This is a genomic window from Flavobacterium sp. GP15 (genome assembly GCF_014281985.1).
In the GTDB taxonomy this organism is placed as follows: domain Bacteria; phylum Bacteroidota; class Bacteroidia; order Flavobacteriales; family Flavobacteriaceae; genus Flavobacterium; species Flavobacterium pygoscelis.
The window spans coordinates 231,600-248,090 of the sequence record NZ_JACFTC010000004.1 but is presented as its reverse complement, the minus strand read 5'-3'; the positions used below and the strand labels follow the sequence as shown (position 1 = coordinate 248,090).

Sequence of the window (16,491 nt, the reverse complement as noted above, 5' to 3'; positions counted from 1 at the left end):
CTATGAAAACAAATAACATACTCTTTCTAGCACAACAACTGTATCGCAGTTGTTGTACATTATTGCTGCTTTTACTACTGATGAGCGGAAGCTCCTGCGATGATTTTGTAACAGTTTCTTTGCCTAATTCTCAATTAACTGGAACTACTGTTTTTGAGTCGTCGCTTACTGCAAATGCTGCAATAGCCCAAGTTTATATCCAGCTTCGAGATGCTGGTATATTAACAGGACTTTCTACAGGTAGTCCATCAACTTTAGCTTTGTATGCTGATGAAACGCAGGATTACACCACAGGTTTAACGCTTCCTACGTATCAAAATGCATTGACTGCGGATAATGCTACTGTTGCCTCATTATGGAATATCAGTTACAGCCAGATTTACAAAGCCAATTCGATACTTGAAGGTGTTACGAATTCCACAGCACTTCCTGAGACGACCCGAAGCCAATTGAAAGGCGAGGCGCTTTTTATACGTGCGCTTGTTCATTTCTATCTGGGCAACATATACGGAGCAGTGCCGTATGTTACTAAAACTGATTATGAAATAAACAGGCATTTGCCTAGGGTACCTTTGCAAGAAGTCTATAAGGCAGTCGCACAAGATCTCGAAGCTGCTACTTTTTTGATTGCGGAGGATTATAGTACTCCAGAGCGAGTAAGACCAAACAAAATGACGGTTCAAGCCTTGCTTGCTAGAACTTATTTGTATATGGGATTAAATGCTGAAGCAAGCAATGCTGCATCTGCAGTTTTGAACAGTTCCCTTTATGTATGGGAACCAAATTTAGATAAAATATTTCTAAAAAACAGTACTACAACTATCTGGCAGTTTGCGCCACCAAGTTCGGGAAGAAACAGTTATGAAGGTGGTACCTTTATCTTTGTTTCTGGACCCCCTCCGTCGACAGCATTGCGCAATGATTTTATAGCTTCTTTTGAGTTGGGAGATCAACGTAAAACCAGCTGGACGAAAGCCGTACTAAAAGGCAGTTCTACATGGTATCATTCTTTTAAATATAAACAAAGAAGCACCACTGCCAGCTCCCAGGAATACTCTATTGTATTCCGCCTAGCTGAACAATACCTAATACGAGCGGAGGCTCGTGCAAAACAGGGTGATTTGATTGGAGCAAAAGAGGATTTGAATAAAATACGCAATACTGCTGGTTTATCCAATACAACAGCTGTAACAGAAAGTACTTTGCTGGACGAAGTAATTAAACAAAGACGCTTTGAGTTTTTTACGGAGTATGGACATCGATTTTTTGATCTGAAGCGCAGTGGTACGATTAATGCCGTTTTATCAGTAAGCAAACCAGGCTGGAATGCTACTGATGTATTATGGCCAATCCCCATTAATGAACTCAATGCCAATCCCAATTTACTACCACAAAATTTAGGGTACTAAAACTTATGAAATTATTTAAAATCTATTTTGGACATCCAACTTTTCCAGTAGTTATGTGTTTTCAAATTTGTATTTTTTTGTTCGTGTCCTGTCCGATATTCGGGCAGGTACTTTCAAATAGGCATCTAACAAAAGAGCACTTCGACCAATGGAACAGTGTAGAGAACAGGCTTATTTCCTCGAAAGGGGATTGGTTTTGTTATAGTACTATTTATGATAAAGGCGCGGATACTTTGCATGTTCAAAGTACAAGGACGAATCAGAAATTTTCTATTCCTAATGGAAGTCAATGGAATTTCGGTAGTGATTCCATTTTCGCAGCATTACAGGCCAATAATGAATTGGCTGTACTTAAGCTTGATTCCTTTAAGAAGACTATTCTACCAGCTGTAAAAAGTTTCATTTTTTGCGATGCAGGAAAGCTTTTAATTACACATTCAATTGACCAAACCCTTGTGATTAGGAAAGCAAACGGAATTGTTGCAGCAACCATCACGAATGTAAACGAATATGTTTACGATGGGACAAGCAATAGATTGGTTTATATTCGGCAAGAGAATCTTACAAAGACTGTAAATTATTTTACTCTGCATAATTTAGAAAATTATAATTTATATTCAACTACGGAATCCCTTGGTTCCTTGATACTATCAGAGTATGGAGGTGGTTTTTTCGTTATTGAGTCAGGTTTGAATTTCACGGATACTATTTTGTTGTATTTTAATAATACAAATGTTGAACCTATTCGTTTTGATCCAAAAAACTATCCTGATTTCCCCTTGTTCCATGGAGTTGTGCGAGATTTATCATTCCGCATATCTAAAGATGGAAAACGTGTGTTTTTTGGAATTAAAAAATCAAAGGACACTACTTTTAATAATAAAGATGCCGTTGAGGTTTGGGACACTGATCAAGCAGTTTTATATCCTAAAGCCAAAAAAGATGATTTGGAATTTCAGGCACAATTGATTTGTTGGTTTCCAGCTGAAAATCGCTTTATCAAGGTGACTGATGTTTTGCACTCTAACGTGCAATTAAACGGCAGTAAATCTGTTGCAGTAGTATATAATCCTAGTGCTTACGCACCTGTTTTTAACCGAGAAGGTGAAGTAGACTACTACTTGTATAATATTGTTGATAACACAAGAAAGCTATTGTTACAGCAGCAACCAAGCGAACGTGGGCTGATTTCATTTTCACCTGATGGCAATTATATTTGTTATTTTAAAGATGGTAATTGGTGGTTGTATGATATTGCACAAGCTATACATAAAAATATTACAGCCAAATTTGATACCACATGGTTTTCCAATGATATGAAATATAGTTCTAGACCTAAAGTGTTTGGAATTAATGGTTGGAGTTCTGACCATAAGTCGTTGTATTTAAGAGACGAATATGATGTTTTTGAATTTAATATTGAGCAACAACAGTTGAGGAGATTAACCAAAGGGAAGGGAAAAAATGTTGTTTATTCTATTGACTCCAGTTGTTTTTTAAAAAGATTGTATAACAATTATAATGGTTGGGAGTCTGTAATCGTGAATATTAAACAACCCATTATTTTCAAATCGCAAGATCAAAATTCGAAGGTTCAATTCTATTCACTGCTACAAAAAAACGGATCGCTAGCCATGCTCTCTTCTCCTAAACTAAAAGCAGATGTGCTTGTCATGTCGGAAAGTGGTGTCTGTGTTTTCAGCGAACAAAGTTACACGGTTGCTCCAAGATTAGTTTGCATTCGAAATCAAAAAAGGAAAATTTTGTACGAAAGTAATAAGCATCAGTCGCCTTACAATTGGGGTAAAGTAACGCAGATTAATTACAGTACAGAAGATGGAAAAAATCTAAGTGGCTTACTTTATTACCCTTCAAACTATGACAGTACTAAAAAATATCCCTTAATTGTTTCTATTTATTCTGAGATGACACGTTATTTGCATGATTATATGTCGCCTTCAAATTATAACGATACTGGTTTTAATATTAAGAATTTCGTCCTAAAGGATTATTTTGTACTTGCTCCTGACATTGTTTATGATGAAGGGTTCCCGGGAATCAGTGCTTACAATTGTGTTGAAGCTGCAACCAAAAGTGTTATTGCAACTGGTTTAATAGATTCCAAACGTATTGGTCTTACGGGTCATTCCTTTGGAGGTTATGAAACCAACTTTATTGTTACAAAAAGTTCGCTTTTTGCTTGTGCAGTGGCTGGGGCAGGGGTTGCAGATTTAATTAGTTGGGGATTTACAGTTAATTCTGTCAGGAATATAGCTGAACTGTGGCGGAGTGAAAATCAGCAATGGCGTATGGGTGGTCCGTTTTTTGAGAATAAGGAAAATTATGCTTTAAATTCTCCTTTATTTTTTGCGGAAAAAGTTACCACTCCCTTGTTGACATGGACAGGAAGATTAGAAAACAACCTTCCTTTTGATCAAAACATCTTGTTTTTTAATGCTCTGCGCCGAGCTGGAAAGAAAAACGTGATGCTAATATATCCCAATGAAGGGCACACTATTATTCAAAAGGAAAATCAAATAGATCTGACTAGACGAATTGAAGAGTGGTTTGATTATTATTTACAATCTAAATAAAAAAGTAAAAGCAGTTCTGTCAAGAACTGCTTTTTTTAAATATTTATATTCTGTAAAGTGGTTTTGCACAAGTTGTACCAGTATCCAAATCAAACACTTGTGACGCACCTATGGTACATAGTACACTACCATTTTCATCACATTCTACTTCGACACTTTGGCAACTTGAAGGTAACGGTGCGTGAATGTAACCAGTCATTGTTACAAAATCTGCTTTACTTTCATTTACGTCATTAGTAGTTACTGCAGCAGCACTTGCTAACATGAATGCTGCAATAGGCAACATCATGATTTTTACAACATTTGTTTTCATAATAAAGATATTTATTGTTAGTAAAAAATGATCTACTCTTTTATACAGGTTTTCGATCTAGGTCCTGCTAACGGCCGCATTAGATTTTTAAATTATTAATTTTTCAGAATAGATAATATGGGTTTTCCAAAATTGTAACGGACCACTTTATGGCCAATTATCGCATAAATACCGCTATCATTGGCTACAAAATCGGTCATCTTTTCATCATTTTCGTGATAAATATAACAACTGCCGATATAAGTCTGTTTTTCATAATTGTATATATCTATTATGGATGCTTTAGTCCATATTGTACTGTTTTCAAAGCGTCCACGTAATCCTGATTGAATAAAAAGTAAATTGTTGTGCATTGTACTTTTAATATTTACTGAATAGGGTGGTGCAGCTAATTTTGTATCGCCAGATTTTAAAATTTTGACTACTTTCAGTTTTGCTTGTGAAGTGGTATCGATTGTTTTACCACGAAAGAGGAGTTTCAAATGACTGTCAGTTGCAGTATATTGATTACGATAGAAATAGGTATATATAAAAATATTCCTTTTAGGGCTGTAGGCCATCATCCCGTCGGTATCAAATTTACCATCCATTTGTTTCTGCAGTATTTTTTCAGCTCTGTTAATTTTATAGTTGTTACCTTTCTCAATTGTTCCCAAGAAACTCTCACCGTTACGTAGTTGCTGACCCATAAATATACATTTATTATATGCTACCGGTTGTAACATAGTAAAATAGGGTTTGCGTGTGACCCATGTCTTAGCTTCCCAATTGGATACCGCCCCACGATAAATGATAGGAACATATCCGTCATACAGAAAAAATACAGTATCTAAAACTTTGATTTTTACCGACCGAAATTCAAATTTATCATTGTCTAATGTAATTGTAAATAGCTTTTTTTGATTGGAGCGGTAGTCTATTTCCAGAACAGTTAATGGTGAAAATGTATTACCGAGATATACTTTATTTTTAGATTGACCAGCAAAGTAAAAACCGTAGTTATTTAATTCTACTGCTTGTAATCTTGAGATTATATTTGGTGTAAATCTGCGTATAAAGGGATTTTCTTTCTGAATAGTAGATTCGGAATTGATAAACAAAATTATTATTAGGAAAGAACTAATCGAAATTGTTGTAATTAATGCTGGCAGTGCTTTTTTTATGTGATTGTTTAAAAGAATTGCAACACAGCCGCTGACAATAAAAAAAATATTAAAAAGTAGGTGCTCTGTCCAACCCAATTTCTCTAAAATTCCACCACAGGAGCAAGGTACATAGGCACTAAAGTTGAGTATTATAATGATGTAAGATGTAAACATACTCATCAAGGCTATTGCTAAGTACAGCGCATACGTTCTGTACTGTGGAATCCCTAGTATAATAGAAATGAGTAATTCACTGCCTATAACGCCATAAGACACATATTCAGCATATGAACTTAATAGCGGTGATTGCCCCAATTGCACTTGAAAGTTTTGAAAATCCATTAGTTTGCTAACTGCAGCATATACAAAAAGCAATATGAACAAATAGCTTATTGTGATTTTGAATTTCTCTCTTAGTGTAGCAGTTAATTTCATTTTAGATTTTTTAGTAGCGTAAAATTCTACAATAAAATTTTGTAAAGTTATGCAATTCAGGCATTTCGTTATTCAAAAAGTAAAACAGGGCAAATGTATTAGGATTGAAGACCTTCTTCAGGTCTTGAAAGATCACTTGGTTTGTAGCCAAATCTTTTTTTGAAGGCTTTATAGAAATTGAGATAGCCCTTAAAACCATTCAGATAGGCAATTTCTTTTAAAGAAACAGATGTTTGCTGGATCATTAGATTTGCTCTTTTTAAGCGTTCCTCTTGATAAAAGCTATAGACACTGGTTTTAAAAAAGGTTCTAAAACCATTTTTTAATATGTGTTCTTCAATAGCAAACATTCGTGCTAGGTGATGTAAAGTGGGTAATGGTTCATCCAGATGAATTAAAATATAATCATGCAAATTTTGTACCGCCGTCACTTCAGTGTGTTTGCGAATTTTTGAACCAGATACACTTTCGTTAATGTTACGCATCTCTTCCAGCATGGTTGATACTGAACTTACAATTATTTCATCGCTGTATAGTAATCGTGATACTGTGCAAAATGACGGCAGTAAGTGATTATCACCAGTAATTAAAATTAATTGCAAAGAAGTGTTGTAATTAGAGTTTTTATTTAATTCATCAAGAATACCCTTCCAAATATCTTTCGATTGCTGAGCGATTAATTTACCAAAGTCGGTATTGACAATTGTATCCGGATTGTACTTAAGAGTGAGCGGCACTTCATTATTAAAACTCAATAAAACAAAATCATTATCCAATACAAAGGTTAACTGAATTAGATTGTGGTATTGGTAGCAAGCGGTTATGTATTCTGATTCCGCATTTATTTTTTGGAGTTCTTCAGCAATTTTATTTAATGCTTCAGCAGTATTTTTTAATTCATCATTACTATTATCATGGATGCGGAAGGTCATATTTCCAGTTGCCATTTCGAACAGCATTTGGTAAATACGTTTAATCCGGTCCTGATTAAATTGTTCTGACATATTGTATAATTTGAAGTGATTTGCCGGTTGAAGAAAAGGGAAAACCTGTGCAAACCTATCAAAATAAATTATTTGAAGCTAAAACTGTAGTGTGTAATTCGGGAATTGAATAGGGAAAATTAAGTTCGATTATAGTCTTAGATTTGTTTTAGGCATATAATTTTAGGATTGTTTGAATTTGAATGCGAGGCATTGAAGTTTAAGATACTTCTAAATTTTATCTTGTTACTATTAAGAGACATACTTTTCAGTTGGGATGTATTTGTTGATGATTCGGGAGGGGAGTTGTCAGTTTGAGAGATGAAAGTTCACATATTGCTACATTTTTATTAAAAAATACATGTTGTAATATAGAATTGAATAATGAGGTAATATTATAACGAAATTTAGTATCAAAGTAGACCTTTGTAAAAATAACTCTTCGTCTTAGCCATTAAATCATCTTTAAGTTTATCCTTCAAATCAATCATGTCCTAACTGACTTTCTTTTATACGAATTTTGAATAATGCTGAGTAGTTCATAAGTTTTTATGTCCAAGAATTTTGCCAACACTTAAATGGAAACCCAATTTTTAAGTGTAACCGTATATGCAAAAGTGTGTATAGCAATATGGTAAGTAAGTTCTTTTTCAGTTTCGCAATCAACAGCAATTTGTTTTAAAAAATTATAATTTTCCAATTACTCAAAATATGGGGTAGTTTTCTGATTATATCACTTTTGATAGGTTTAAGCCGCTAAAGTATTAGTATATCAGTGACTTTCTAAATTTTGATTATTTTTTAAAACTTTTATGAAGAGTATTAGTAGATTTTCTGAACTTGAATTTTCGCAACAAATATGTTTGAGTTCTTTTTTCAATTTTAAAGTTTATAAAAATAAAACTTTCACAACTTGTGAAGTACTTGTGAAATTCTTCTATTTATTTTTATAAAATTTACTCTTCTTAAAAAATAATTCTTTTCCACGTTATCAGCTTAATAAAACTCAAATTTTAATTTGTTAGACTAAGGGCAATCTTAGTTTGAGTAACCAGATTTCTTAAATATAAATTTCAATATAAAAAATATTGAAATTTAAAGGATATAACCTCTTAAAATATATCACTATGAACATAGATAGAATGGAATTTATAGCGTGGATGGAACGTATCATGGATCGTTTTGATATTTTGAACGAGAATATTAATGAAAATCAAAAGAAACGAAATAATATTGACGGTGAAGAATTACTAGACAATCAGGATCTCCTCCAAATGTTAAAGATTAGCAACCGTTCCCTTCAGCGATATCGCTCAACGGGTAAGCTACCGTATTATACAATAAGTGGAAAAATTTACTATAAACTATCCGATGTTCATCAGTTTATTCGAGACAGTTTTAATGCTCCAGGACAAAATTAAAAGCCAACAAAAGCCAAAATCTACCATCTAAAGTCAGTCTGTGAACAATGTGGTTTTAACTATTTATTTTCGATTAAGTAAATTTTAAAAAGCACTGACATGAAAGATGAAACTGTAAGTAATCCAAAATTAGGGGAGCAATTTTCGGATGTTTTGTTGGTATCTGATACCAATAAAAAGGAAGTAAGGGCAGTTACGGGAATTGGAAAAGATAACGAACTACAGTCAGTAGTTCCGGATAAAAAAAATGATAGCCAGTTCATGCGTGTGGATAGACAAGGTGATTTGTTTTCTAATTTTTTTTCCAACTTTTATCGGCAGTTAAAGGATCCAACAAATTTAATCTTTTTTAGAGTTCCAGAAAACCAAGCAATACACATAGCGAAAAGAATGCAGAAAGAAGTTGATAAACCTACGAAAATGGGAGGGAAGCAATTTGAACAACACGAGATAAAATTAGATTATAAACCTGAAAATAAAAATAATATGGAAACTAAACAATCAACACCCGAAGTTGGCGAGTATCGCTACAAATTGGAACAAATCGATTGGAAAGCTATGTCTAATTTAGGATTAGGTAAAGAACGTCTCGAAAAAATGAACTTATTAGAACCGCTGTTAAAAGGCTATAAAACCAATGAACTAGTTCCTGTAAGTCTTGATTTGGGATCGTCCATCACTCGAATGGACGCTAGACTATCACTACAAGAAAAAGAAAACGGACAAGTGGTTCTTGCCATTCATGGAATCCGAAAAGAACCTCAGTTAAACTACAAATTCTTTGGACATGAATTTACAAAAGAAGATAAGGAAAACTTACTCAAAACTGGAAACATGGGAAGAGTTGTTGATTTGATTAATCCCAAATCGGGTGAAACAATCCCTTCTATAATTAGCCTTGATCGTTTGACCAAAGAAGTTATTGCACTGCGCACAGAACATATCAAAATTCCAGAAGAAATAAAGGGAATAAAACTAAGCGAGCAACAAAAGCAGACGTTGACAGAAGGAAAATCTTTGTACATCGAAGATATGATTTCCAAAAAAGGGGAGCCTTTCAATGCATCAGTTCAATTTAATGCTGATAAACGTTACGTTGAATTTCTTTTTGATAGAGCAGATCCCAATAAACAATCACAAAGTAAACAACAAGATGTACCAAAAGAATTTCGAGGCAAAGAACTTGACGAACAACAACATCAAAAACTTAAAGACGGACAAACAGTTTATGTAAGTGGTTTGCTTGACAAGAAAGGTAAGGAGTACCAGGGTTATATTACATTCGATAAAGAAACAGCCAAAACTGGTTTTTCTTTTGATAATCCTAATAAATTACAAGAGAAAGCACAACTTAAAGAGGAAAGTAAAACACAGGTTGCTGTTAATTCTGAAGGTAAAACCAACGAGGCGACTAAGAATATTAAAGAGCCTTTGAAAAGCGAACAGAACAATCCCGACAGTACCAAACAACAAGAACAACAGGAGAAGCCTAAAGCAGCAGTTAAATCAAAAGGTCGAAAAATGTAATTATTCTAAAGAGTTAAATCAATGAAAGTAGTAATTGCAGAAAAACCAAGTGTTGCTCGAGAGATAGCCATCTTGTTAGGAGCTACTGAGAAGAAAGAGGGTTACCTGACAGGAAATGGATATCAGGTAACCTGGGCGTTCGGACATTTAGTGTCTTTGGCAATGCCAGAAGATTATGGTGTAAATGGATTTCAAAGAGAGACTTTACCTGTATTACCTAATCCATTTTTGTTAACAGTGCGCAAGGTCAAGAAAGATAAAAGTTATGTTCGTGATCTAGGGGCATTAAAACAACTGAATGTAATTGATCAACTATTTAAAAATTGTGAAAGCATAGTTGTGGCTACTGATGCAGGACGAGAGGGGGAGCTTATTTTTCGTTACATCTACGAATATCTTAACTGCAGTAAGCCTTTTGAGCGTTTGTGGATTAGTTCGCTAACTGAAAAAGCAATTCTAAATGGGTTTAATAACTTGAATCCAGGAAAAGATTTTGATGGTCTGCATCAAGCAGCAGTAGGTAGAAGCCGTGCAGACTGGTTAGTAGGAATTAATGCATCACAAGCATTAACAATTGCAAGTGGAGGTGGTATTTATTCTTTGGGAAGGGTTCAGACACCAACGCTAGCACTCATTTGTAAACGATTTTTAGAAAACAAGTCATATGTTATCAAGCAATATTGGCAAATTGAATTGGAACATCGTAAAGAGTTTACAGATTTCAAAAGTCTTTCCACAATAAAATTGGAAGGTAGTAAACAAGCTGATGATGCTTTGAAATCGTTACAGAGACATGGAACAGCTTTGGTTATTGGTATAGAAACAAAAACAGTTAATGAGCAACCACCATTGCTATTCGATCTTACAGCATTACAGAAAGAGGCTAACATTAAATTAAATCTAACTGCTGAGGAAACTCTCAATATCGCTCAAAGCCTATACGAGAAAAAATTCATTAGTTACCCTCGTACCGGGAGCAAGTATATTCCAGAAGATATGTGGGGAGAAATCTCTAAACTTATTTGGATTTTGGAAGAGACACAGAAATTTAAAGGAGTAGTTGCTAAAATGAAGATCGGACGTTTGAATAAACGAATTGTCAACGATTTAAAGGTAACCGATCACCATGGTTTATTGATTACACATAAGGTTCCATCAGCTTTGTCTGCAAAGGAAAAAGCTATTTATGAAATGATCGCATACCGTTTACTTGAAACCGTTTCTCCTGTTTGTACAAAAGAGATAACAAACCTTGTCTTGCAGGTGCTACACTATGATTTTGAACTAAAAGGAATTAAAATTATTGATGCAGGTTGGAGAGCTATTAATGGCAGTTTTTCTGATCAAGGAAAAGATCCTATTCAAGACTTACCAGAACTAAAAATCGGTGATGAAGTCAAGATTAAGGCGGCCAGAATATTGGAGAATAAAACCAAACCACCTGCTCCATATACGGAAGCAAGTTTACTTTCAGCAATGGAAAATGCAGGAAATAAGATTGGCAATGAAGAAGAACGTAAAGTATTGCAAGGTACAGGAATTGGTACGCCTGCCACTAGAGCAGCTATTATTGAAACAATTTTAAAACTTGAGTATGTCAAACGAGATAAGAAATCACTTGTACCGTCAGACAAAGGATTAAAGGTTTACGAATTAGTAAAAGACATGAAGATTTCTAATGTAAAGATGACTTCCGAGTGGGAATTAGCGCTGCAAAAAATTGAAAACAAAGAAGCTGATATAGCAACATTTCAAAAAAAAATTGAGGCTTTTACAATAACGATAACTCAAGAACTACTTGTTTTATCTATTGAAGTCGAAAAGCAACCAGAACTAATTTGTCCAAAATGTAAAGCTCAGAAATTAGCGATTAGGGATAAGTTGGTAAAATGCAAGGATGAAAATTGCAATTGGGTTCAGTTCCGCAATATATGTGGCGTAAAGCTAAGCCTTGTGGATCTGGAAGCATTAATTACTAAAGGCAAAACAAGCCTCTTAAAAGGGATGGTTAGTAAATCTGGAAAGAAATTTGACGCCTTTATCGTTATGAACGAAGTAGGAGAGACCTCTTTTGTTTTTCCTGATAGGAAGAAAAAGAAATAAAACCTTTGATTTATCTAGGCTGATTTTTTAAAAAAAATGTAAATAAAGTTTAATGTTACAGTTCATGCAGAAAGAAAACAAACTTGAAAGAGGAGAAGAGAATCCTCATTGAAATGGAGGAGGAATATAAAAAGGATAGGGCTGAATGCTGTGGAGCGTAGGAACGGAGCATAACGAAATGAAGCTTTATCCTGTTTATTAAAACCTGACCGAATGCAAGGAATGCAAATTTGCAGCTGAGAAATGATTCAGTATAAAAAAAACAGCTGTCCTGCTTTTGCGGGACTGCTGTTTTTTTTTGAACTGTGTTTTTGGAATGCAAGGATGAATAGTAATAAATTTCCATTTATACCGAAAAATTAAGGTATCCCGCCTGGAACTGCAAAACTTTATTTTTAGATATTAAAAGCACTAATTAATTGTTCAAATAGCTCGTTTACATTCACATTTCCTGCTCCCATTTCTTTAAAAATTTGTTTGTCTGGCAAATCATTTTTTACTGCTTCAGCAAAATTTGTTATAACAGTTTTTATTTGTGGTATTTTAGCCAAAAGCTGGTGAGTTTTTATTGAACTAGGTTCTTTTTGAAACTCTTTTTTTAAAACCTCAATTAGGTAGTTTTTATTGCTGTTTTTAATATTATAAATATCTTCGGTTACTTGAAGTAAATCAGATGTAAGCTGAATTTCATTCTGTTGGCTGGGAGTTAGGTTAGCATGCATTGTTTTAGATAAGTCCTTACCTGATGGATATCCAGCATACATGGAAAAACCTGCTCCTGCAAATAACAAAATTTCTTCTTTCCTTATTAACTCAAAAAGTCTTTCTTTTTCCATTTTTAAATATTAAATCTCAATTTTATCAATCTCCTTCATAATTCTATCGGTCTCGAATAACGCTACAATCATTTTTTGATAATGCAAAATATCCTCAAAAGACAGTTCGCGCTCCTTTCGGTCTTTGAGCCACTTTTGAGCGGGTTGGTAGCAGCCAATATAGAAGTTCCAAGCTGCTTCGGGTACCTTATCAAAATATTGTGTTTCATTGATATAAACCTTTCCTTCAACATACTTTGGTTTCCCCACAATATTATTGCCGTCTTCGGGATATTCGGTGATGTAGTTTTCTACGGTTTCGCTTTCTAGTAAATGCAACTGACGCAATTGACCACCCAATGTAACTAACTCCCAAAATTTGACTAGATCGTTCGGATAAGGAACGCGAGGAAAATCTATTTTCAAGAATTCTTTGTAGGTTTCACGATAGGTTGGCGAATGCAAAACGGCATAGATGTAATCTAAAATATCAATAGGTGCAAAAGTAGTTTTGAAATCATCGCGAACCTCTGAATTGTTAGCAAAACACAGGTTGCCTTCTGGTTCTTTTTCGTTAACAAAAGCCAAACCTAAACCATCCGCAAATTTCTCAACCATTTCCATATTTAAATTAGGCACTCGCTCTGGAGTCTCTAATAGGTTTTGTTGGGAATTGGGTTCTGGATAGAGATAGAGAGGAAAAACTAATCCCGCACCAAATTGACCTGCATTACTAGTATAATTTATATCACATATTTTATTACATAAGAAAAAGCCAAATTTTTCAGTTATTGCTTGCCTTGGTAATAATATACCAATATTGTTTTTTTCTACAAAATGCTTTAAAACACCATACCTTGGATAGGCTAAAAAACCTTTACTTTTCCCTGTATAATAAGTGTATCTCTCATCGAAAGGTCTGTGCTGATATTTTCGTAATTTCGGATTATTGTTTTTTAAATCATTTATTGCACCAACTATTGACCAATCTCTTCCGTCTAAAGGAAGATTTAATTTTTTTCTTATAACTTCAATGTTTTCGTTACTTAATAAAATGTCCTTTGATATTTTTAACTCGTTTTCATTAAATTTTATTGATAAAGCATCTCTTTTGGATTGGATACCTGAAACATATTCTAAAAACAGATTATCCAATTTTAAAAATGTAGAATAAGAATCACTTTCATTTAAATTTTTATTAAAGTAAAAATAATTTGGTTCCTTACATTCTAATTTATTCCATGTGATTTCTTGGATATTTTTTAGAGTTAAATATTGATATTTAAAATCCCTTTTACCAAACAAATCATTATGAAATACTGTTCCTAACTCACTTTTACCTTTTCTTCCAGTTTTTATAAATAAATTAATAGAAACCCCTTGCATAATATCAAATACATTTTGGTCTGGTGAACCATCAGGACACACTTCTTTTTTCTTTGCATTACCATGTAAATCTAAAATGTAGATTTTATCAAAACTTTCTAGTAGGTGTTTACGCATTTGACGATGTGTTATACCATCAATAAAACTATTGTTAGAAATGTAGGCCAACACTCCTTCTCCATTTTTATCGATAAAATGCTGTCCAAAACGGGTAAATTTTATATAATCATCATCAAGATTAATTTTTCTTTCGTTTAAATCTTTCTTATAATCCTTAATCAAATTTTGAATCCATTCACTTTTATTACTACTACTCACACTATACGGCGGGTTCCCAATCACTACCATTACAGGAGCATCACGTTTGATTGCATTGGCTTGGTCGGCTTCGTCAGAAAGCCAAGAACTAAATAAAGTTTGGGTATCTGGGTGCGCTTCTTCGAGTGAGTTGGTCAAGAAAATACGAAAACGTTGGTCATCGGTGGGTTTATAGCCTGTTTCGGTTAGTAGCATGTCCATCTTAAGATGTGCCATCGCATAACTCGCCATTAATAACTCAAAACCATTCAATCTCGGGATTAGATCATTGGTTACATATTTGCTCCAAATGCCTTCTTGTCCTTTAAATTTTTGGTGGATGTGTTTGACTACTTCTGCCAAAAATGTCCCTGTTCCTGTCGCCGGATCAAGAATTTGTACTTTGTGTACTTCGATTTCGGTTTCTACTTCTACAATTTTAGATTTGGCTCCTATACCAGTTTGTGTAACACTTTTCTTTTTGATTTTAGTTTTAGAGGTATCTGCTAATCCTTGTGGTAAATTAAACTCTGTTTTTAAGATGTCATCTACCGCACGCACAATAAAATTCACCACCGGTTGCGGTGTGTACCAAACGCCACGTGCTTTACGCAAAGCAGGGTTGTATTCGCCCAAGAAGGTTTCGTAAAAGTGAACGACGGGATCTTCTTGTTTGGTGCTTTTACCAAAGTTTTTCATGATATGCGCTACATCAGTCGCTAAGAATATGTTGACCAATTCGTCTACAATCCAAACTAAACGAGTATCCAAGTCGTAACCCGCAATGTCTTGAAATAGTTTTCGTAAGAACGGGTTCGATTTCGGGATTAAGTCGGCAGCTTCCATTCTGGAAAACGTAGGTAAGGTTGGATCATGATAGCGTGCTGCAAACATTCCATAAGCAATGGTTTGAGAGTAGATGTCTGAGAATGATTTGTTGTCAATATCGTGAATCAACATTTGTTGAAACGATAACATCTGGGATTTTAACTGCGATCGTTTGTTCTCTACATCATCGTTGTTCAAAGATTTTTCAATAACATCAGCCATCAATCTTGCCTTTCCTGCCATCATTTGTGCCAGCTTCGTTGGCGATTTTATGCTTTGTGAAACTACTTCAGCAAAATTTTGAATAAGATTATTGAATTGTTCGAAGTTTTCGGGAAGGGGAACAATGATTCCTTCTTCCATAGTAGCAATTGCGATTTTGGTAATGAATTGTCCATCTTTATAGAAATGAAAATCCATATAATCCGTAAAAATAAGGTTCGATAATCCTGACTTGTATCGGTCAAATTGCTCTTTTAAGGTTTTGCTCTTTAAGTCTACCCCAATGTCCTTGGCTTCAATATACCCTAACGGAATGTCTTTACGAGTTAAGACATAATCAGGTGCTCCACAGGCTACACGAGCGGGTTCATTGGTCACTAAAACATCAGGCAAGATCGCCATTAATAGATTTTGTAAATCTCCACGATACGAATGTTCGCGAGCGTTTCCGGTTTGAAATAGGGTATTTATTTTGCTAATGTATTGTTGAAGGGTCATTGTTTTACTTTTTTCGGCTGGTTGTTTTATCTTTCTAATAGATATTTTGATTTGCAGCTTCATTTTGCTGGCTTAAATATTTCTTGAGAACTGAAGGCTGGAATAATGACATGGCTAACGCTTTTATTCGACTTTAAAAATAGGGATTTTTTCTGAATAATATTGGGTTGATTGTCGTGAGTTTTGAACAGCTTTAGGGAATTTAAAAGGAACTTATTATCTTTGCAGGATAGCATGTGTAAAGCCCTTGTGAATGAAGTTTTTACACATAGAAAATACTTCTTGTGGCTAGAAAATAGATTTCTGTAAAGATTTTATATTCATTTCCGGAATGTTTTATTTTTCAAGAGCCTTATCCATCAACTCCCGTTATACTCTAGAAAAGCAAATTTCTTTAGTTATCAATTTCCAATTGTGTACTGCAGTTAGGGTTTGAATAATTATTTAGTCCATTTGTGTTTAATCTAATCTGAAATATTCTTCAACACATTTAGCTTATTCGAAATTCAACACAT

At 34.3% G+C, this 16,491-nt stretch carries 10 protein-coding genes; 5 read left to right on the top strand and 5 right to left on the bottom strand.

Annotated features, from left to right (window positions below; translation table 11 throughout):
• Positions 1-2 precede the first annotated feature (2 nt).
• Both H2650_RS10640 and H2650_RS10635 read left to right on the top strand, forming a co-directional pair.
• Positions 3-1,409, top strand: coding sequence for a RagB/SusD family nutrient uptake outer membrane protein (locus tag H2650_RS10640; protein ID WP_188050784.1), 1,407 nt, complete (start codon positions 3-5; stop codon positions 1,407-1,409).
• A gap of 5 nt (positions 1,410-1,414) precedes the next feature.
• Complete coding sequence (locus H2650_RS10635) at positions 1,415-4,003, top strand: prolyl oligopeptidase family serine peptidase (protein ID WP_188050783.1); 2,589 nt, start codon at positions 1,415-1,417, stop codon at positions 4,001-4,003.
• Between the two features lie 43 nt (positions 4,004-4,046).
• On the opposite strand, the gene H2650_RS10630 is transcribed toward H2650_RS10635, so the two are convergent.
• The 3 genes from H2650_RS10630 to H2650_RS10620 form a co-directional block, all read right to left on the bottom strand.
• Positions 4,047-4,316: a DUF6520 family protein gene (locus H2650_RS10630; RefSeq protein WP_188050782.1), complete on the bottom strand. Its 270-nt coding sequence runs from the start codon at positions 4,314-4,316 to the stop codon at positions 4,047-4,049.
• Between the two features lie 95 nt (positions 4,317-4,411).
• Positions 4,412-5,896 carry a MauE/DoxX family redox-associated membrane protein gene (locus tag H2650_RS10625; protein ID WP_188050781.1) on the bottom strand — a complete coding sequence of 495 codons (1,485 nt, stop codon included), beginning with the start codon at positions 5,894-5,896 and terminating at the stop codon, positions 4,412-4,414.
• 98 nt (positions 5,897-5,994) lie between these two features.
• A complete protein-coding gene (locus H2650_RS10620; RefSeq protein ID WP_188050780.1) occupies positions 5,995-6,855 on the bottom strand; it encodes a helix-turn-helix domain-containing protein in 861 nt (286 codons plus the stop codon).
• Positions 6,856-8,006: 1,151 nt separating this feature from the next.
• On the opposite strand from H2650_RS10620, the gene H2650_RS10615 reads away from it, so the two are divergent.
• The 3 genes from H2650_RS10615 to H2650_RS10605 all read left to right on the top strand — a co-directional run bounded on the left by H2650_RS10615 (position 8,007) and on the right by H2650_RS10605 (position 11,930).
• Entirely contained in the window at positions 8,007-8,300 is a 294-nt protein-coding gene (locus H2650_RS10615; protein WP_188050779.1) for a helix-turn-helix domain-containing protein, read from the top strand.
• A gap of 99 nt (positions 8,301-8,399) precedes the next feature.
• Positions 8,400-9,827 carry a DUF3945 domain-containing protein gene (locus tag H2650_RS10610; protein ID WP_188050778.1) on the top strand — a complete coding sequence of 476 codons (1,428 nt, stop codon included), beginning with the start codon at positions 8,400-8,402 and terminating at the stop codon, positions 9,825-9,827.
• 21 nt (positions 9,828-9,848) lie between these two features.
• Positions 9,849-11,930 (top strand): type IA DNA topoisomerase, encoded by a 2,082-nt coding sequence (locus H2650_RS10605; protein WP_188050777.1) that lies wholly within the window; start codon positions 9,849-9,851, stop codon positions 11,928-11,930.
• A 395-nt stretch (positions 11,931-12,325) separates the two neighbouring features.
• Here H2650_RS10605 and H2650_RS10600 read toward each other — a convergent pair whose 3' ends face one another.
• Both H2650_RS10600 and H2650_RS10595 read right to left on the bottom strand, forming a co-directional pair.
• Positions 12,326-12,766, bottom strand: a complete 441-nt coding sequence (locus tag H2650_RS10600) for a hypothetical protein (RefSeq protein ID WP_188050776.1) — start codon at positions 12,764-12,766, stop codon at positions 12,326-12,328.
• Positions 12,767-12,775: 9 nt separating this feature from the next.
• A complete protein-coding gene (locus H2650_RS10595; protein WP_370566851.1) occupies positions 12,776-16,039 on the bottom strand; it encodes a type ISP restriction/modification enzyme in 3,264 nt (1,087 codons plus the stop codon).
• Positions 16,040-16,491 lie beyond the last annotated feature (452 nt).

Coding starts and splice junctions, on each gene's coding strand:
- H2650_RS10640 (WP_188050784.1), top strand. CDS start 3: ATGAAAACAAATAACATACTCTTTCTAGCACAACAACTGTATCGCAGT.
- H2650_RS10635 (WP_188050783.1), top strand. CDS start 1,415: ATGAAATTATTTAAAATCTATTTTGGACATCCAACTTTTCCAGTAGTT.
- H2650_RS10630 (WP_188050782.1), bottom strand. CDS start 4,316: ATGAAAACAAATGTTGTAAAAATCATGATGTTGCCTATTGCAGCATTC.
- H2650_RS10625 (WP_188050781.1), bottom strand. CDS start 5,896: ATGAAATTAACTGCTACACTAAGAGAGAAATTCAAAATCACAATAAGC.
- H2650_RS10620 (WP_188050780.1), bottom strand. CDS start 6,855: ATGCTGTTCGAAATGGCAACTGGAAATATGACCTTCCGCATCCATGAT.
- H2650_RS10615 (WP_188050779.1), top strand. CDS start 8,007: ATGAACATAGATAGAATGGAATTTATAGCGTGGATGGAACGTATCATG.
- H2650_RS10610 (WP_188050778.1), top strand. CDS start 8,400: ATGAAAGATGAAACTGTAAGTAATCCAAAATTAGGGGAGCAATTTTCG.
- H2650_RS10605 (WP_188050777.1), top strand. CDS start 9,849: ATGAAAGTAGTAATTGCAGAAAAACCAAGTGTTGCTCGAGAGATAGCC.
- H2650_RS10600 (WP_188050776.1), bottom strand. CDS start 12,766: ATGGAAAAAGAAAGACTTTTTGAGTTAATAAGGAAAGAAGAAATTTTG.
- H2650_RS10595 (WP_370566851.1), bottom strand. CDS start 16,039: ATGAAGCTGCAAATCAAAATATCTATTAGAAAGATAAAACAACCAGCC.